Genomic DNA, 17,181 nt, shown 5'->3' on the forward strand with positions numbered 1-17,181 from the left:
TGGGCACTTCATCTGGACGGAACAAACGCCTGCTCCAGTGCGCGCTCCAGAGTCTGCACGCTGTACACGTCACGCAGGACGAGCGGCTGCTGCGCTTCGTTTCCGGCAGGAAAAAGCGCTGTCAACGGAATGCTCTTGCTGCCGAGCCCCTCCAGAAGACGGGTCGCATAGGCATTGGCGCTGGTCATGTCCACCCGCAGAAAGGTTACGTTATACATGGCCTGCCATTTGCGCAAGCGTTCGTCCGTCAGCACCGTGGCTTCCACAAACTTGCAGTTGGGGCACCAGTCGGCAGTGAATTCCAGCAGCAGGGGCTTTTCGCCCAAGGAACGCGTGAACGTTTCCGGCGTAAAGTCCGCCCACCGGGGCAAGGGAGCCGCTGGACGCAAAATCCAGAAAACCGATCCCGCCAGCAACAGGACCACCAGCCCACCCACCAGGCGCCGCCGCAGAACAGGGGCGGCGATGCCGCAGTACTGCCCCCACAGCCAGACGCCCATAGCGGCCACAAGGAGGACGCACAGAACGTCCATGTGTTTTTGTGCCGGGAGGATGGAAAGCAGGTACAGGGCCGTTCCCAGCAGGCAGAAGCCTACAATGCGTTCAAAAGTGCGCATCCATGTGCCCGGCCTGGGCAGGATGCGGGCGAAATCGGGCCGGATGCTGAGCACCATGTACGGCAAGGCCATGCCCAGCCCCACGGCCCAGAAAACGATCACAATAATATACAGCGGCTGCGTGAAGGCCCACCCCAGAACCCCGCCCAGCAGAGGCCCGCTGCACGGCGTTGCCAGAAAGGTGGAAATGAGACCGGTAGCGTAGGCCTGCAAACGCGGACGTGAAGAATGGCTGCCCGCCTTGAGATCAATGACCGGAAGAGTGAAAACGCCCAGCATGGACAGTCCCATCAGAAAAACCACAAGCAGCATGACCAGAAGCACTGCCTGACTCTGGTACAGTTGCCCCCACATGAGATCTGCCAGACCAAGCAACATGGCCAACGCGCTGAACAGCGTCATGATGCCCGCAGCAAAAAAGAGGTTGTGCTCCCGAAAGCGCCTGATGCCTTCTCGACCGCAACCGTCGACAAGCAGCAGACCGCTGACCTTGAATGTCAGCACAGGCAGCACGCAGGGCATGAAGTTGAGCAGCAGACCAGCCAAGATCCCCAAAAGCAATGCTTTGCCCAAACCGGCAATTTCGAGGGATGCGTCCATAAAACGGGGCGAAAGCTGGACTGCAAAGGTATCAGGAGGCGGCAGAGCGGGACGGGACAAAGCGGACACGTCGGCTGCCGCCTCCTCACTTTCTTCTTGCGAAAGCACGGCTTCGCCGGAGGGAGTGCCTTCCCTGCTGGCTTCCCACAGGGCACGCCACGAGGTGTTTTCCACAGTGCCCTCTGCCTGCGGCACTATGCCCGTCACCCGTTCGTTGAGCGGCAGGCATTTGTGCCGGGAGCACAAAAGTATGCTGATATCCGCAGCATAGGGCTTTCCCGGAGCGTCCGGCGGCAGGAAAACAAAAAAGCTCACCGCATCTTCGTACACAAAAACTGTGGCCGAAGGATCATAATAATCGCGCTGCAAGGCTCCCTGCGGATAGCGGACGGGAAAAGCCGCGCCCCCCACAGAAAAATCGATGGATGTGGGCCTTCCGCTCTCCCCCGGATCGTGCCCGTAGGCGTGAAAGCCCGCAGGGATTGTCAGGTGCAGGGCCGCCACCAGATCTTCCCCCTGACGCGCCACTTCCAGACGGGGCTGGAGGTCTGCTGCCCAAGCCAGACAGGGGCACAGCACAAAAAAGAGGAAAAAGGCGGCAAAACCTCCAAACACGCGCCGCCACGCGCGGGGGGTGCCCTGTACACGGCTGCTATGGAGCATTTCGGAAAACATCTTCTTTCCGTCCCCAAAAACATCTTGCGCGTCGGCCCGCCGCAAGGCTTTTACCTGAAGAGCTCCCGCTCCTGAACACTGCTGCCTGTCCGGTCTTCCACCTCAACCCCCTGGGGGGGCTGAAAGCGGAACCGGGAAGGTTCAAGGGCGGCGTCAGGCTGAAAACGTATAAAGCGCACCTCATTGGTATTGCCATAAAAATCCACAAGCCGCGCCTGCCGGATATAGCCGGTTTCCGGCTCCACCCAGAGAAGGGCTTCCACCATTTGCGGGGCAGGTTCTTTGGGATACAGGCGCAGGCGCGTCAAGCCGTTTTCCCGTTCTTCCTGCCTGACGTCAAAATCTTTGGTCAGCGCGGCCTGCCCGGTGATGACCTGAATGATGCTGCGCGAATCCTGCACAAGCTCAAGAGGATAGCGGTAGACCACCGCCTCATCGGGGAGATGGTTCCAGATTTCCCGGTCAGTGACAACCAGCGTTTCTTCGTGTGGCCGGGCTGTCTCCCACCGGATCAACAGAGGCTTCCGGAAGAGCAGCGTGCCCTGCCGTTTTTCCACGGAGCCGCTCTCCTTGTGCGTGAGGGTCTGCTCGAACGTCGCGGAAAAAGAGCGCAGCTTTTCGTACCGCGCCTGAATGACAGAAACCGTGTCTGCGGCCTGGGCCGCAAGACTGCCCCACACGTAAAAACAGACGACAAAAATGCCGCAGGATACACTGAAGAAACGCATATGACCTCCGGGGCGGACTTCGCCCGTGGGATGTCGGCGCGGCAACGCGCCGGGGGTCTAGTTGAGCACCGCGCGGGGCTTGCTGCCGTCGGCCGGACCGATGATGCCGTCGTGTTCCAGTTGTTCCACAAGACGGGCGGCGCGGTTGAAGCCGATCTGGAAACGCCGCTGCACCAGAGAAATGGACGCCCGCCCCTGTTCCCGCACAAAATTTTGTACCTCGCCGTACAGGGGATCCTGGGCCGCATCTCCGGAGCCACCTCCGGCACCGCCGCCTGCGGACTCAAGCCCCCACTGTGCAAAATCTACCCTATAGGCCGGGCTGAGCTGCCGTTTCCAGTGGGTCACCACGGCCTGCACCTCCTCATCGCTGAGAAAAGGGCCGTGCAGGCGCTGCACACGCCCGCCGCTGGGCTTGAACAGCATGTCACCCCTGCCCAAAAGATGCTCCGCGCCCACCTGATCGAGAATAGTGCGTGAATCATGCTTGGAAGTGACCTGGAAGGAAATGCGGCAGGGGAAGTTGGCCTTGATCAGACCCGTGACCACATCCACGCTGGGTCGCTGCGTGGCCAGAATCAGATGGATGCCCGCAGCTCTGGCCAGTTGCGCGAGGCGGACGATGCTGGTCTCCACCTCACGGGAGGCTGTCATCATGAGATCGGCAAGTTCATCAATAACAATAACAAGATACGGCAAAGGTTCAAGGTCGGCAAAGTCCGGCGGCAAATCTTTTTTGAAGGCCGCCAGCTTCTGGTTGAAATCCGTCACCTTGCGCACCCCAAGGCGCGCCATGGCCGTGTAGCGGCGATCCATCTCGTGCACGGCCCAGTCCAGAGCGTTTTTGGCCTCGTTCATATCCGTTACCACGGGATGCACCAGATGCGGCTCATCGGCATAGACGGCCAATTCGATACGCTTGGGATCCACAAGCAACAGTTGCATGTCCTGCGGCTGGGTGCGGTACAGCAGACTGATGAGAATGCTGTTGAGGCAGACACTTTTGCCGGCCCCTGTGGCGCCGGCAACCAGCAGATGCGGCATGCGGGTCAAATCGGCCATGAAGGGCTTGCCCGCAATGTCCTTGCCAATGATCATGGTCAACGGGCCGCAGCCGTTGCGAAAAATCTCCGAGGCGGCAAGCTCCCGAAAGTTGACGGTCTCCCGGTTGTCGTTGGGAATTTCGATCCCCACGGTGTCCGAACCGGGAATGGGTGCCTGGATGCGCACGGCAATGGCTTTGAGAGCCAAGGCCAGATCATCGCTCAAATTGGCGATTCTGCTCACGCGGATGCCCGGAGCCGGGCGCACCTCATACATGGTCACCACAGGGCCGGGGGTAATGCGCACCAGCTCGCCCTGAATATCAAAATCCTTGAGGCAGGCCATGAGCGCCCTGCCTCTGGCTTCCCGGTCTTCGCGCACCGCCGGGGAGCCGGATTTGGAAGGAGCGGCCAAAAGATCAAGACCGGGCAGCGGAATGGCGGCTTTTTTCCGGGGTGCGGCAATACCTGCATTCCGCACGGCAACCGCCAGCGCCTCGCGCCTGTCTTCAGAGGCAAAGGGGGCGGCAGGGGGAGGAGCGGTCTGCTGTGCGGGATTTTCCGCCTCTTCCCGTTCCACAGCCAGCGGGACAATTTCTTCAGGTCGGCAGAAAGGCTCGTCGTCCGCAGGTTCCGGTTCCGGAGGATTTTTTTCATAAATATCGGGAATCTTCACCGGTGAGGGCCTGATGTTGCCCAAACGGTCGCGCATTTTCTCCCACCAACCTCCCCAGGCAGCGAACCAGCGGGACGCAGAAAATGCCTCCTGCGGCGTTTCCGGTTGTTCAGGCTGCACGGGCGAAACAGTGCTCCTTTCTCCGGAACGCGCCTCCAGTCTTTGGCGGATCCACAGGGCAAACTTTCGCGCGAGATGAAACCACGAAATATTGCAAGCCAGTTGCAGCCCCACAAGAATGACAAAAAACCACATCAGGGCGGAACCGCCCGGGCTCAGAAACCGGCTGGTATTGGCGTGCAGGGCACTGCCCACCATGCCCCCTCCCACAAGATCGCCGAGGGCAATATCCCAAGCTGAACTGACAGACAGAAGGCAGAGAGTCAGCAGAAAAAACCCGCACCAGCGCAGCCAGTGCAGGGCGTATGCGGGTGAAACGTAAGCAGCGCCCATGGCTCCGAAAAGCAGGGGGCACAAATAGGCACCGATGCCAAAAACATCGTTGAGAAATCCGGCGGTGTACGCGCCGAACAGTCCAGCCTTGTTTTGCACTTGAGCTGCCCCGCTGACCACATGGTTCAGGCTGGGATCGTTGGCGTCAAAAGTGAGCACGCTGAGCAGAAGAAGCAGCGCCCAAAAAATCAGAAAGAGGCCGAGAAGCTCCCGGCTGAAAGCATGGGTGTTCGTGGAATCGCCCTCCCCACTCTCCAGCGCCTATTCCCGCCCCAGGTATTCCCTGCTCCGCGTGTCCACCTTGATGCGGTCGCCCTCATTGACGAAAATGGGCACCTGAACCACAAGACCGGTTTCCAGTTTGGCAGGCTTGGTGACGTTGCTTACCGTGTCACCCTTGGCCCCCGGTTCTGTTTCCACCACTTCCAGAACAAGGCTTACCGGAATGTCAATATCAAGGGGAGCCCCCTTGTAGAGCAGCACCCGGCACTCCTGACCGTCCTTGAGAAAGCCCTCCTTGCCATCTGTTGTGTCGACATGCATGTGGAGTTGCTCATACGTGGTCAGATCCATGAAGATGAGTTCCTCGTCCTGCCGGTAGAGAAACTGCATGTCACGAGTTTCCAGGTCGGGTTTTTCCACCTTTTCGCCGGAGCGGAATGTGATGTCCTGCATGCGGGCAGTAAGAATGTTGCGCAGCTTGGTGCGGACCATTGCTCCGCCCTTGCCGGGTTTGAAGTGCTGGAATTCCACAATTTCATAGGGGATGCCTTCAACTTCAATTTTCAGGCCCTTGCGAAAATCAGTGGTGGAATACATGGATTCTCCTCTGCCGCGCCCAACTCCGTCCTGTCAAAAAATCCGGAGTACAGCCGCCGCGTATCGTAAAAATTCACATTGTCTCTGAATCTGTTATGTTCTCTCATAGAAAATGGCTTGTCAAGATACCGGGAAACCGGGTAGATTTTTTGTATGGATGCCCACCTGCACCTCGAAACAACCGCATATACCCTTGACCAGTTGACTGCCAGACCCGAAACGCAGATCGCTCTGGCCGGGCGCTCCAATGTGGGCAAGTCGTCACTGATCAACGCATTGGCTGGCAGAAGGCAGCTGGCCAAGGTCAGTTCCACTCCGGGCAAGACCCGTTCCATCAATTTTTACAGAGTTGAGCCGCACGGCTTCTATCTGGTGGATCTTCCCGGATACGGCTATGCCCGCGCCTCCCACACCGAGCGTGAAAAATGGGCGCATATGCTGGAAAATTACCTTGCCTCATGCCCAAGCCTCAAGGCCTTGGCTCTCCTGCTGGACTGTCGCCTCCCGCCGCAAAAGCTGGACAAGGATCTGGCGGCCTTTGCCCGCGCTGCCGGACGGGACATCCTGCCCGTGCTGACCAAGGCCGACAAGTGCAAACAGAACCAGCGCGCCACTGCCCAGCGGCAGTGGCAGGACCTTGTGGGCATCCGCCCTCTGCTCACCTCCGCCAGCGCGCGGACGGGCATTGACCAGTTGTGGCGTACCCTCATGGCTGTTGCAAAAAATCACCCGGTCGACAGAGGCGAAGGCTGAGTACTGACGACATCCGGACTGCTGCACGGCGGCTCCATATGGATGGTGATGCGGGCCAGCACCGGCACGGCGAGGCGCAACTGCTGCTCAAGGCGCTCGCTCACGGCATGTGCCTCCCGCACTGTGAGCCCCTCGCCCACCACGCAATGAAAGGCAACGCATATACCCTGCTCCGGCAGGGTATATGCGGAAAAACCGTGCGGATGCCGCACAAGCGGCTCACGAGCCGCCAAGACCTGAATTTCGTTCCAAGCCATTTGCAGCAGGGCCTCAGGCACAGGCCTTCCTGCCTCACCGTTTGTCAGCGCCAATTCCGGCTCCAAGTGACTGACGATTTCCGCCGCAGGCCATCGCGCGCGCAGCGCCTCCTCAAAAAGTCTGACGTCCTCATAGGCCTGGGCAAAGGCTTTCTCTCCCGGAAGCTCCACATGCAATTCCACGCGGGGCCCAGCGTCTCCCTGCAACAGCCGGATATGGTGCACAGACAGCCCGTGCGCCGATGCCGCAGTCTGTATGAGAAGAAAAGGATTTTTTTCTCCTCCGGCATCCCGGCTGCACGGCTCCACATGCACGGTAACATCAGCCCCCGGCAGAACATCCGTGACGGCCCGCTCCACCAGATGCGCCAGCCGGTGCCCCTCGCTGACGCGGATGCCAGAATCAACCCCAACGCTGAGATCCACAAAGCTTTGCGCGCCACTGCTCCGTACGCGCACACCGCCTACCGAGGCAATGCCGGGCACATTCCCCACCGCTTGGGCCACAGCCTCCCTCTCCCGCGCGGATCCGGAATCCATCAGGGTATTGACCGCTTCAGCCGCCATGCGCCAACTCGCCCGGAAAATGATCAGCGCCACCAGCAGGGCGGCCACCGTATCAGCTTGCACAAGAACGCGGGAAAGCGGAGAGGGAAGATGCAGAACCGAGGCCAACCAGACGGCAAGCACGCCCACCAGCACCACCGCGGAGGAAAGAATATCTGTAGAAAAATGCAGAGCGTCCGCCTCAAGCGCCTGACTTTTGTATTTGCGGGCCACACGCCGCAGAGAACGCACGCGCGAAATATCCACAACAATGGAAAAGGCCATCACACCCACTCCCCACAGGGAAGGGGTTACGGGACTTTCGCCTGCCATGAGGCGCTGGGCGGCCTCGTAGACAACCCAGAGGCAAATACCGAAAAGCAGAAGTGTTTGCGCCAGGGCAGAGAGACTTTCCGCCTTCCCGTGCCCGTAGGGATGGGAGGAATCGGCCGGGCGGGACGCAACGCGAACAGCCCCCACCGTCATGGCGGCAGCCAGCAGATCCAGCCCGCTGTGCAGGGCTTCGGACAAAACGCCGAGGCTGTTGGTATGGATGCCGACAAGCAGTTTTACCGTGGTGAGAATGCATGCCGCCAGCAGGGAAAAAAGGGCTGCCTGATATTTTTCCTGTTCGGCAGTGTATTCGGCAGCCATATGGCATCCCCCCGGAAAAGACTCCGCATCGGCGGCCGGGTCATGACTTGCCCACACCTTCCGCAGGTCTGGCTGCGGGCCGAAAGTTGACGAAAGGCCGCCGAACGGAGGAAAAAGAAACGGACAGCCATGATCTTGCCAAATTGGCGGCCAAAGGTCGAGCAAAAAGGCCCGCAAAATCCACTCTCCTGGAACCGGGTTGTGGCTGTCGAAAAACACGGACGGACGTGCGGAGGCGACGCTATGCTGAGACATGCCCTGGAAACGGATCTGGATCAGATTGAAGAAGGATACCGAAAGCATTTTGCGCACGAAAAAAAGTACGGAGCGTTCACTGTTTTCCGGGAAGGCATATATCCTACGCGGAAGGATGCGGAGCAGGCTCTGGCCACAAACTCCCTGTATCTCTGTGAGACAAGGGGGAAAATTTCGGGAAGCATGATTCTGAACAAAAACCAGCCCGCCGAATACGCAAGAGTGGCTTGGCCGAGCCGGGCTCCCGCAGAGAAAGTGATGGTGATCCACCTGATTCTGGTGCATCCGGACATGGCGGGCAGGGGCATCGGCTCCTCTCTCGTGCAGCATGCCCTGGAAACGGCGAAGCAGCACTCCTGCGAGGCCGTCCGGCTTGACACGGGCGCGCAAAACATTCCCGCCTGTTCCCTGTATGCCAAACTGGGTTTTCAGGTGGTGGAATCCGGTGTCATGAGCGTCGGAGGCATGATTCCTCACGACAGGCACCTTTTCTTTGAAAAAAAGCTCGACCTCTGAACCTCGCGTGAATTCGGCGCACCTGCCAACGAAAAATGAAAAAGCCCGCCGAAGCGGGCCTGAATCATGACGCGTGGCTACAGCCAGCGGAACCATTGCTTCCAGGAACCCTGGCGCTTTTCGCGCACTTCCCGTCCCTGTTCCTCGCGGTAGTTGTGGTATGCGGCCAGGCTTTTTTCCTGCGCGTGCTCCGCCACCTGCGGCACATCGGGGAAAGTGGTCACGATGTACTCATAGCGACGCCAGGCAGGGCCATATTTTTTCATGTGCCAGAACACATCGGCGATATACAGCTCGTGTTCGGCCATGAGCCTGCGGCAGGTGACCATGTGTTCTTCTGCGCTCTTGGCATAGGGGGAGTCGGGGTAGACCTGACGGAGGCGGTTGAAATAGTCGTAGGCCTCCTGCAATTCCGTTGTTGCCCGGTCAATGGAGCGGAACTGCTTCATGAGCGACATGCCCGTCTGGTACAAGACATAGGGAATCGCTTCGTGCCGCGGATGGAGCGATTCAAAGTCCTTGTAGGTCTCCGCAGCAAGCTCATACTCCGAATCAAGAAAGTAGGCATCGGCCAGCGAAAGCTCCGCATCGCGCGTGTACGGGCTGAAGGGATAGGTATCCCGCAGCTTGTTGTAGAGTTGCACCGCCCGCACGAAGTTCTTTTCGCTCATGGCATCGTTGGCAGCCTCAAAGATTTCCTGTGCGGTATCTTCCGCTGGCGGCAAATAGATCATGTCAATGATGCCGCAGCCGGAAAACATGAAAAGACTTGCGCCGATCAAGAGTATGCGAAGCAGTTTTTTACGCATGGAGCTGTTCCAGAAAAACAAAAGCGGCTTGGGCGGCCGTAGCGCCGTCACCGGCTGCAGTGATTACCTGGCGGCAAAGCTTGGAGCGGATATCGCCAGCGGCAAAAATACCGGGAATGCTGGTGCGCATTTCCGTATCCGTCACGAGAAATCCTTGGGCATCACAGGCAATGCCGTCGGGCAGAAAGCCCGTGGCAGGTTCGCTGCCCACATAGACAAAAAGCCCGTCCACAGCCAGAACCCGCTCATCGTTGGTCTTCAGGTTTTTGACGGACAGGCCTGTCAACTGGTTGTCTCCGTGCAGACCTGTGATGACCGAACTGCGAACAAGCTCGATTTTTCCGGACAGATGCATGATCTTGTCCAGATATATCTTGTGCCCGCGAAATTCGTCACGTCGATGGATGAGGTAGAGTTTGTCCACCAGTTTGGCGAGATAGAGGGATTCCTCCAGAGCGGAGTTGCCACCACCCACCACAGCGACAGTCTGATTGCGGAAAAAATTGCCGTCACACAGGGCACAGTAGGAAACCCCCCGTCCGCGCAGCCTGTCTTCACCCTCCAGGCCGAGTTGCCGGTGGCGTGCCCCCGTGCAGACAAGGACGACCTTTGCCGCATGTTCTTCTCCGCCCGCGCGGACGGAAAATTGGCCCGCATCCCCGGAAACAGACTCCACCGTTACCGCGGATCTGTCCACGCCCAGCCCTTCAAGGTGGGCAGTGAACAGATCCGCCAGTTCATATCCCTTGATGCCTTGCGGGAATCCAGGATAATTTTCCAGGGCTTCCGTTTGCAATATCTGCCCGCCCGTCGCCATATGCTCCGTCAAAAGCACGGAACAACCGGATCGCGCCAGATACATGGCCGCGGTAATGCCGGCAGGCCCTCCGCCTATGACAACGGCATCATAGCCCTTCATGCCAGAGCCTTGGTATCCAGAAGATCCTTCAGGGCGGCCTTGGTCACAGCCCCGGTTATCTGCTCCACGGTTTCGCCGTTCTTGAAAAGAACCAGCGTGGGAATGGCGCGGATGCCGAACTTCGTGGGCGTAGCGGGATTTTCGTCCACATTCATTTTCACAACCCGCACCTTGCCAGCGTATTCGGTGGCCAGTTCGTCAATCACAGGACCAACGGCGCGGCAGGGGCCGCACCAGGGAGCCCAGAAGTCAAGCAGTACCGGAAGATCCGATTTGAGGACAACGTTTTCAAAAGTGGCGTCAGTAACCTGCTCAGCCATAGCAATACTCCTTGCCTTTTCTTGTGGTCACGCGGAGCGTCATGCCCGCATTCCTGTGAACACGGTCAAAAGAGGACTGTACTCCTGCGTTTGAGGAGAGTAGATACCAATGGGACAACTGTCAAGATACTCTCCGGCCCGGCGTGGCTTGCCTCACCATGTCATCGGGAACTTTTCGCCCTCTCGGGATGGTTTCCATGCTCAACGGATGCGAAAACCCCTCCCGTCCCAACAGCCACCCGGCATAGGCGATCATGGCGGCATTGTCTGTACACAGATGTGCTGGCGGAATGCACGCTGTCCCTCCCCGCTCGCGCATGAGATCGCCCATTCTCTGGCGCAGCAGCGAGTTGGCGGCAACCCCTCCGGCGAGAACCAGCGTCTTCAGATCAGAATTTCTGTCAAGGGCGCGCCGTGCCTTGGCGCACAGTGTGTCGACCACCGCCAGAGAAAAAGACGCACAGCAGTCTCTCAGAGTCTGCATATTGTCTGCTGCGCCAGATTCCGCTTTTTCGCAAAGCGGCCCGGAAAGGGGGGGGGAGAGGACGGGATTCCGCGCCACATGGGCAGCGGCCGCTGTTTTCAGACCGCTGAAACTGAAGTCCAGATTGTCGTTATCCAGATACGGGCGCGGAAAAAGCCCCGGATCAGCCACCCCTTCCCGGGCCAGAGCGTCTATGGCGCGTCCGGCGGGATAGGGCAAGCCCAATATCTTGCCCAGCTTGTCAAAGGCTTCTCCAGCGGCATCGTCCAGCGTGCGGCCAATATCCACAAATTTCCAGGGAGATTCCATGCGGCAGAGATGCGTATGCCCGCCGGAAACCAGCACCCCCAGCGCCGGAAACGACAACTCCCCCTCCAATCCCGCCGCCAGCAGATGCGCGTGCAGATGGTTGACCCCCAGAAAGCGCGCCCCCAGCCCCAGCGCCAAGCCTTTGGCAAAGGCCACTCCCACCAGCAGGCTGCCCAAAAGGCCGGGGCCGCGCGCCACAGCGACCAGGTCAATGGCAGCGGCAGTTTTGCCGCTGCGGGCCATCAGCTCGTCAAACAGCGGCCCGACATACCTGTAGTGCTCGCGGGAGGCCAGTTCCGGAACCACCCCCCCGAAAAGGGCGTGCATTTTTGCCTGGCTGGCCAGCACAGACGCCACAAGAACGCCATCTTCCACCAGAGCGAGGGCTGTTTCGTCACATGATGTTTCAATGCCGAGACAAAGCATTTGCGCCACATCATCCTTGCATCGGGGCAAAAGTCTTTTTCCCGCAGCCTGCGGCACAAAGCGGAAAAAATTGGCAGTACCGTCCCGGCTTTCGCCGATTACCGGGCATGGCCAGCGTACATTTTTTCCACAGCTTCCACATCCACAGGCGAACCGATGAACAGGGGGGTGCGGGCGTGCAGGTGGGAGGGAATGCGCTCAAGAATACGGCCACGGCCGTCACTGGCCAGACCACCCGCCTGCTCCGCCAGAAAGGCGAGCGGGTTGGCTTCACACATGAGCCGCAATTTTCCCTCGGGTTTGCGCTTGTCCGGAGGGTACATGTAGATGCCGCCGCTGAGCAGCGTCCGGTGAAAATCGGCAACCAGGGCGCCCACATAGCGGGCCGAGTAATTTTCTCCCCCAGGGGTCTTGCAGGTGTGAAACCACTCCACGGCCTCCCGCGTTGGCGCGTCCCAGTTTTCCCTGTTGCCTTCGTTGACGGAATAAATGCTGCCCTGCCGGGGAATGCGCATGTCGGGATGCGACAACAGAAACTCGCCCACGCCGGGGTCAAGGGTAAAGCCGTGCACGCCCTGTCCCGTGCTGAGCACCAGCATGGTGGAAGGACCGTACAAAATATACCCCGCACCCACCTGCCGGGTTCCCGGTTGCAGAACTTCCTGAATGTCCACATCCCCGCTCCGCCCCTCCGGGCGGCGCAGAATGGAAAAAATGGTACCCACATTGATGTTCACGTCAATATTGGACGATCCGTCCAGGGGGTCAAAAATAAGAATGTAGTCACCGCGCGGAAATTCCGGGCTGACGCGGATCAGGTCAACCTCTTCCTCCGAGCTCATGGCGCACAGGGCGCCGCACCGCTCCATGCGGTATTTCATGATCCGGTTGGCAATGGCGTCCAGTTTCTGCACATTCTCGCCCTGCACGTTCACCTCGCCGGTTCCCCCCAGAATATCCAGCAGGCCGGCCTTGTTGATCCGGCGGGAAATGCTTTTCCCGGAAAGAATGAGGTCGTGCAGGAGTCCCGTGAACTGTCCCGTGGCCTGGGGGGTGCGCTTTTGATGCAAAAGCAGATGTTCCGTTACCGTAACGTCTGTCATGGCGGACTCCTTGCGATTTGAGCCTGTCCCGCAAAAAACCCGCGCCGCCGAAAAAGCGGCGCGGGCATCACATCAGTCTCTCGGCCCGAAGGGGCTGGGACGCCCATCGGGCAATGTGGCTGGCGGCTCTGGCGCGGGTGCAGATTCCCCGGCCATATCACTGGCGGCCTTTTCTCTGGCCGCGCCGCTTTCCGGAGTATCTCCGGACGGTTTCGGAGTTTCTTCTCCGGGGCCAAAGGGGCTGGGACGCCCGCCGGGCAGCGTGCCCAGGGCCGGGGTATTTTCAACATCCTGACCACGGTCAGCATCCGGAATCGGCCCTCTTTCCCCGGCAGGAGCGCTGGAAGCGCTGTCGTCACGCGGTCCGAAAGGACTGGGACGCCCGCCGGGCAGCACGGGCATGTCCGGATCTTCCGGCAGGCTCAAGCCTGTCGGCGGTGTGGCCCTTTCTCTTTTGGGGGAGCTTGCCGGCCGCGCAACGCGCCGCGCGGGCACGTTTTCACCTTCCAGTCGCCGTTCGGGCGTTCCGGCTTTTTCTCCCCTGCCCTCGCGCAGGAGCACACTGTCCCGGCTACCGGGCCGGATCTCGTGCGCCGGGCCGGACGCCCGAACCATCGGGGCTTCCCCGGCCGGAGCAGAACTGTCCGGCATGTCCAGGCCCAAAGCAGTCATATCGGGTTTTGGCGCACGCTCCGGCTGCGGAGGCGGCGGCAGCTTTTCGCGCTCTGCGGGGAAAAAGGCAAGCCCCTGCGCCACATCCCCGCTTCCTTCGGGGAAGCTTCCCGACTGGGGCACCGCGAAAACCAGCGGCAGATTGCCCAGATACCGCACAAGGTAGTAAAAGGTGCCCGCAGCATTGGTGCACGTTCCGGACGAACTCTTGAGCACCGTTTCTTCCCAGTTGACTCCGGCCAGCGGCGTGGACGCAAAATCGTACTTGCCGGGCCAGAGAAGGGCGTACGGAGACAGGATGACAATATCTTCCGGCGTGCGGGAGTACTGCATGAGGGTGCGCATGTCAAAATGCGCGACCACAACCCCCAGAAAATCCACCCCATCGTACAGGGGGGATGCCAAAAGCACTTCCGGCCCCAGAGGCGTATTTTGCGCATCCGCGCGCAGGGCGCGGGTGCTCTGCTTTTTGTCTTCATACAGCAGGGGGATGAAATCCAGCTGCTTGAGTGAACCGGCAGGCTCCTGCCCGAGGATCGTCCCGTCGTACTTGACTCCGGCAAAACCGCTCAACCAGGGAAACGAACCAAGAAAACCGGAAACCCATTCCTGGGTCGGGGGCTTGTCCGCATTGAGCATGGCCCGCTCGAGTCGACCAAGTTCCACATCAATGCCCATCATGCCGTGCGTCAGGGCAAACCCCTGCGGAGAAAGATTGCCCTTTTCCTCAAAATCCACACTGGCCGGAGGGCTGACATAGGTATTCCACAATTCCTTGGTGCCCTTCCAGACGTTCTTGGTCGGCTGGTACGAACTGCAGCCCGCTGTCAGGACAACGCACAACATCAGGGAAGACAAAAACCGCACGCATGATTTTACCACTACACATCTCCCTCACGAAAAAAGCGCAGCCACAGACTGTCCGACAGGCCGCGCAAAAAAATCCTTATGTCTGTGCCCTGGCTTCCACCCGTTCGGCCAGTGCCTCCAGCATGCTGATGAGCTTGTCCTTGCCGCTTGACGATGCCTGAAAGGGATCCGGGGCCTGCTCGTCCGCAGAGTTGCCCAGGCGGGCGTTCAGCGTCGTGATGCGTTGACGCAGATCCGCATTTTCACCGGGATCCACCGCCGCTGCTGCCAACTCATGATAAATATCCAGAGCGCCCCGAATGTCGCCCTGCTCCGCCAGGACTTCCGCCATGGAGCGGGTACGCAGGGAGAAATTTTCTTCCCCCTCATCCCCTTCTGCAGATCCTTCCCCGTCGTCCCCGGCAGCCTCCGGCACAACAATGGCTGCGGGCGGAAAAATTTCTTCCTCCTCCGCGCATTCCATGCCGCCTGCTGCTCCCTCGGCTTCCGCAAACGGCGCTGCGGGAAAGGCGTCGTCCGACAGGAGGGGCACGGCATCGGTCTGCATTTCTTCAGGCGCTGGGCACGGTTCCGGAGACAGCGCTGGCGAAGGCGGCATGCTGGCCGCAATGCCCCGCTCAAGAACCTCGTGCAAGGCAACAGGCCCGCGCGAAAAACTCAATGCCAGAAAGCGCAGAACTGCCGCAGCGTCCGGGGAGAGGCCGGAGGCATTCAGGCAGGCAGCCCATGCCTGCCAGAATCCGGCATAGGAGGCAAACATGGTTCCCAACCGGGCGACCTGCGCATCGCAGGCCTCCCGACGCCCCAAGCGGTACAGAATGTCAATGAGAAAAAGACGGGCTTCCAGAAATTCTTCGTGACGCACAAGCCCTTGCTCCAGAACGGAAATTGCCTCGTCTTCCCTGTGCTCTTCAACCAGAAGCCTGGCCAGTGGAAAAAAAATCTTGGAAGCGGGCTCCAGGCTCAGAACCTCTTTGTACCATTCAATTTTTTCCGTCATAGATCAGGGCTCCCAACGGGTTTTGCCGTAGTGCCAAAAAGATACAGGATTTCATTGTCCCGTACATAGTGCAGACGCTGACGAATGACCCTTTCCATATACCGACTGTCCGACTGCAAGAGCCGGATTTCGCGGCTCAAGGCCAGATTGTCCCTGTCAAGGTCGGCAATTTCCTTTTCAAGCCCGGCATGCTGGGCCTTGAGCGTGCGGTACTCCACAAGGCCGGTGGGCCCCCAGACCATCCGCCCGAAAAGAACCACGTTGATGAGCGCCACAACAATGAGCAGAAGAGATCGCCAGAACATCACTGCAACAATCTCTTGGGGCAGACATTCTCTTTGCGGACAACCCGCAGTTCTGCCAGAAAGGTGTCGGTGGCGCTTTCCATCCGGCGCACATCGTCCTCGTGCAGCGCCATCCGTTCAACCTGCGCCAGATACCCCTCAAGGGCGCGCATTTCCGGGGCAAAATGCCTGCGCCCGTCGTGGGAGATTTCTTCCGGCTCCAGTTCCAGAATGGTCTGGATACAGTTTTTGAGGCGAATCTGCAGGGCATTCATGGCGCATTTCCACCGGCAGGGCGTGTGCTGCCATAAAAATCATAACAATATCTGCCGCCGGAGAAAAGCGCGAGCAACAGGGCAAGATAGAGCAGCACTTCCCCCAGAAGACGCAGATCCATCCCCCACAGCGGATAGTGCAGCATCAGGGGAACCACGGCGAACATCTGCAAAACGGTCTTTGCCTTGCCCACCCTGTCGGCGGCCAGCACAATGCCCTCGTCCATGGCAATGGCCCTGAGGCCGGTGACCACCAGCTCGCGGCAGACAATCACAATAACCACCCAGGCCGGTGCCCAGCCCAGCTTGACGAGCATGATGAGCACGGAACAGATGAGCACCTTGTCCGCCAAAGGATCAAGAAACTTGCCCATGCTGGTGACCGTATTGGAGCGCCGGGCAACATACCCGTCCGCCCAGTCCGTGACAGAAGCAAAAATGAAGGCCAGCGCCGCCAGCACACAGGTGACCGGCCCCTCAAAGTACAGCAGCAGAACCACCAGAGGAGTCATCAGGATGCGCAAAAGCGTCAATTTGTTCGCAAGATTCCACATCGTTTCGATCATCTGGCCTTGTTTTTTCAATCTGCGTAACACATATTTTTGTTTGCCTATCATAAAAGAAAAAGAGAGAAAAGAAGAAAATCATGAAGTTCCGTAACGAGCGTCTAGATAGTGTCATCAAATTGTTGTTGCCCACAATGAGATGCACCTGATTTGCACGGCGGCAAGGAAGGAAAGGCTTCGTTTTGCGTAGCGCGTAGCGATGCCGCGCCATCTCTTGAGGTAAGGAAAGGCATTCTCGACCAAGTGGCGTACACGGTATAGAGCTTTGTCATAGTCCCGCTGCTCCTTGCGATTTTTTCCGGGTGGGATGACGGGCTGACAGCCGGACTCAACAACCTTGTCTATAATTTGAATTACTACAGGTGACTCAAATCCAAAATCCCCTTGTGTGTAAGAGGTTGTGCAACATCTTCATACCACAACTCGCGAAAATTTTGGACTTTTTTCTTACTCCTTAGATAGTGTCGTCAAACTATGAATAGTATGATAACACCTCTTCCTGCATGACAGGAGAAGCTATGCGCGCACATCGACGACACGATATTTGTGACA

17 protein-coding genes and 1 pseudogene are annotated in these 17,181 nt (G+C 58.9%); 2 read left to right on the forward strand and 16 right to left on the reverse strand.

What is annotated here, in order from left to right; translation table 11 throughout:
- Positions 1-8: 8 nt before the first annotated feature.
- From EII23_RS07805 to efp, 4 genes are read right to left on the reverse strand one after another with little or no spacing between them, the layout of a single operon-like run.
- Complete coding sequence (locus EII23_RS07805) at positions 9-1,892, reverse strand: cytochrome c biogenesis protein CcdA (protein ID WP_124792828.1); 1,884 nt, start codon at positions 1,890-1,892, stop codon at positions 9-11.
- A 50-nt stretch (positions 1,893-1,942) separates the two neighbouring features.
- Positions 1,943-2,620 carry an outer membrane lipoprotein chaperone LolA gene (gene lolA / locus EII23_RS07810; protein WP_124792829.1) on the reverse strand — a complete coding sequence of 226 codons (678 nt, stop codon included), beginning with the start codon at positions 2,618-2,620 and terminating at the stop codon, positions 1,943-1,945.
- 57 nt (positions 2,621-2,677) lie between these two features.
- On the reverse strand, positions 2,678-5,050 hold the full coding sequence (locus EII23_RS07815) for a DNA translocase FtsK (protein WP_124792830.1): 2,373 nt from the start codon (positions 5,048-5,050) through the stop codon (positions 2,678-2,680).
- A gap of 3 nt (positions 5,051-5,053) precedes the next feature.
- Complete coding sequence (gene efp / locus EII23_RS07820; RefSeq protein ID WP_124792831.1) at positions 5,054-5,611, reverse strand: elongation factor P; 558 nt, start codon at positions 5,609-5,611, stop codon at positions 5,054-5,056.
- A gap of 153 nt (positions 5,612-5,764) precedes the next feature.
- Between efp and yihA the strand changes: the two genes are divergently transcribed.
- Positions 5,765-6,364: a ribosome biogenesis GTP-binding protein YihA/YsxC gene (yihA, locus tag EII23_RS07825; RefSeq protein WP_124792832.1), complete on the forward strand. Its 600-nt coding sequence runs from the start codon at positions 5,765-5,767 to the stop codon at positions 6,362-6,364.
- Here yihA and EII23_RS07830 read toward each other — a convergent pair.
- A complete protein-coding gene (locus tag EII23_RS07830) occupies positions 6,337-7,821 on the reverse strand; it encodes a cation diffusion facilitator family transporter (RefSeq protein ID WP_124792833.1) in 1,485 nt (494 codons plus the stop codon). The two genes, yihA and EII23_RS07830, sit on opposite strands and share 28 nt — an antisense overlap.
- Positions 7,822-8,064: 243 nt before the next feature.
- On the opposite strand from EII23_RS07830, the gene EII23_RS07835 reads away from it, so the two are divergent.
- Positions 8,065-8,592 carry an N-acetyltransferase gene (locus EII23_RS07835; protein ID WP_124792834.1) on the forward strand — a complete coding sequence of 176 codons (528 nt, stop codon included), beginning with the start codon at positions 8,065-8,067 and terminating at the stop codon, positions 8,590-8,592.
- Positions 8,593-8,669: 77 nt separating this feature from the next.
- Here EII23_RS07835 and EII23_RS07840 read toward each other — a convergent pair whose 3' ends face one another.
- The 11 genes and pseudogenes from EII23_RS07840 to EII23_RS07890 all read right to left on the reverse strand — a co-directional run.
- Positions 8,670-9,401 (reverse strand): outer membrane protein assembly factor BamD, encoded by a 732-nt coding sequence (locus EII23_RS07840; RefSeq protein ID WP_124792835.1) that lies wholly within the window; start codon positions 9,399-9,401, stop codon positions 8,670-8,672.
- Complete coding sequence (gene trxB / locus EII23_RS07845; protein WP_124792836.1) at positions 9,394-10,320, reverse strand: thioredoxin-disulfide reductase; 927 nt, start codon at positions 10,318-10,320, stop codon at positions 9,394-9,396. The genes EII23_RS07840 and trxB overlap by 8 nt, the downstream gene beginning before the upstream one ends.
- A complete protein-coding gene (trxA, locus tag EII23_RS07850; protein WP_124792837.1) occupies positions 10,317-10,640 on the reverse strand; it encodes a thioredoxin in 324 nt (107 codons plus the stop codon). The genes trxB and trxA overlap by 4 nt, the downstream gene beginning before the upstream one ends.
- Before the next feature lie 121 nt (positions 10,641-10,761).
- Complete coding sequence (gene tsaD / locus EII23_RS07855) at positions 10,762-11,859, reverse strand: tRNA (adenosine(37)-N6)-threonylcarbamoyltransferase complex transferase subunit TsaD (protein WP_124792844.1); 1,098 nt, start codon at positions 11,857-11,859, stop codon at positions 10,762-10,764.
- A gap of 98 nt (positions 11,860-11,957) precedes the next feature.
- Positions 11,958-12,962: a class 1 fructose-bisphosphatase gene (gene fbp, locus EII23_RS07860; RefSeq protein WP_124792838.1), complete on the reverse strand. Its 1,005-nt coding sequence runs from the start codon at positions 12,960-12,962 to the stop codon at positions 11,958-11,960.
- Positions 12,963-13,034: 72 nt separating this feature from the next.
- The gene (locus tag EII23_RS07865) at positions 13,035-14,516 is read right to left on the reverse strand and encodes a hypothetical protein (RefSeq protein ID WP_260424643.1); all 1,482 of its coding nucleotides are present in this window, start codon (positions 14,514-14,516) and stop codon (positions 13,035-13,037) included.
- 64 nt (positions 14,517-14,580) lie between these two features.
- Complete coding sequence (locus EII23_RS07870; protein ID WP_124792839.1) at positions 14,581-15,504, reverse strand: hypothetical protein; 924 nt, start codon at positions 15,502-15,504, stop codon at positions 14,581-14,583.
- Positions 15,501-15,809, reverse strand: coding sequence for a septum formation initiator family protein (locus tag EII23_RS07875; RefSeq protein WP_124792840.1), 309 nt, complete (start codon positions 15,807-15,809; stop codon positions 15,501-15,503). Before EII23_RS07875 ends, EII23_RS07870 begins: the two co-directional genes overlap by 4 nt.
- Entirely contained in the window at positions 15,809-16,063 is a 255-nt protein-coding gene (locus EII23_RS07880; protein ID WP_124792841.1) for a hypothetical protein, read from the reverse strand. The genes EII23_RS07875 and EII23_RS07880 overlap by 1 nt, the downstream gene beginning before the upstream one ends.
- Entirely contained in the window at positions 16,060-16,617 is a 558-nt protein-coding gene (pgsA, locus tag EII23_RS07885) for a CDP-diacylglycerol--glycerol-3-phosphate 3-phosphatidyltransferase (protein WP_124792846.1), read from the reverse strand. The genes EII23_RS07880 and pgsA overlap by 4 nt, the downstream gene beginning before the upstream one ends.
- A 126-nt stretch (positions 16,618-16,743) precedes the next feature.
- Positions 16,744-16,962: pseudogene (locus EII23_RS07890) on the reverse strand (IS5/IS1182 family transposase); the annotation flags it as partial.
- Positions 16,963-17,181: the final 219 nt, after the last annotated feature.

It is taken from the genome of Desulfovibrio sp. OH1186_COT-070 (genome assembly GCF_003860215.1).
Classification (GTDB): Bacteria; Desulfobacterota; Desulfovibrionia; order Desulfovibrionales; family Desulfovibrionaceae; genus Desulfovibrio.

What these genes read in the sequence shown, in the direction of transcription:
- EII23_RS07805 (WP_124792828.1), bottom strand. Translation starts at nt 1,892, where the DNA reads ATGTTTTCCGAAATGCTCCATAGCAGCCGTGTACAGGGCACCCCCCGC.
- lolA (WP_124792829.1), bottom strand. Translation starts at nt 2,620, where the DNA reads ATGCGTTTCTTCAGTGTATCCTGCGGCATTTTTGTCGTCTGTTTTTAC.
- efp (WP_124792831.1), bottom strand. Translation starts at nt 5,611, where the DNA reads ATGTATTCCACCACTGATTTTCGCAAGGGCCTGAAAATTGAAGTTGAA.
- yihA (WP_124792832.1), top strand. Translation starts at nt 5,765, where the DNA reads ATGGATGCCCACCTGCACCTCGAAACAACCGCATATACCCTTGACCAG.
- EII23_RS07830 (WP_124792833.1), bottom strand. Translation starts at nt 7,821, where the DNA reads ATGGCTGCCGAATACACTGCCGAACAGGAAAAATATCAGGCAGCCCTT.
- EII23_RS07835 (WP_124792834.1), top strand. Translation starts at nt 8,065, where the DNA reads ATGCTGAGACATGCCCTGGAAACGGATCTGGATCAGATTGAAGAAGGA.
- EII23_RS07840 (WP_124792835.1), bottom strand. Translation starts at nt 9,401, where the DNA reads ATGCGTAAAAAACTGCTTCGCATACTCTTGATCGGCGCAAGTCTTTTC.
- trxB (WP_124792836.1), bottom strand. Translation starts at nt 10,320, where the DNA reads ATGAAGGGCTATGATGCCGTTGTCATAGGCGGAGGGCCTGCCGGCATT.
- trxA (WP_124792837.1), bottom strand. Translation starts at nt 10,640, where the DNA reads ATGGCTGAGCAGGTTACTGACGCCACTTTTGAAAACGTTGTCCTCAAA.
- tsaD (WP_124792844.1), bottom strand. Translation starts at nt 11,859, where the DNA reads ATGCTTTGTCTCGGCATTGAAACATCATGTGACGAAACAGCCCTCGCT.
- fbp (WP_124792838.1), bottom strand. Translation starts at nt 12,962, where the DNA reads ATGACAGACGTTACGGTAACGGAACATCTGCTTTTGCATCAAAAGCGC.
- EII23_RS07870 (WP_124792839.1), bottom strand. Translation starts at nt 15,504, where the DNA reads ATGACGGAAAAAATTGAATGGTACAAAGAGGTTCTGAGCCTGGAGCCC.
- EII23_RS07875 (WP_124792840.1), bottom strand. Translation starts at nt 15,809, where the DNA reads ATGTTCTGGCGATCTCTTCTGCTCATTGTTGTGGCGCTCATCAACGTG.
- EII23_RS07880 (WP_124792841.1), bottom strand. Translation starts at nt 16,063, where the DNA reads ATGAATGCCCTGCAGATTCGCCTCAAAAACTGTATCCAGACCATTCTG.
- pgsA (WP_124792846.1), bottom strand. Translation starts at nt 16,617, where the DNA reads ATGTGGAATCTTGCGAACAAATTGACGCTTTTGCGCATCCTGATGACT.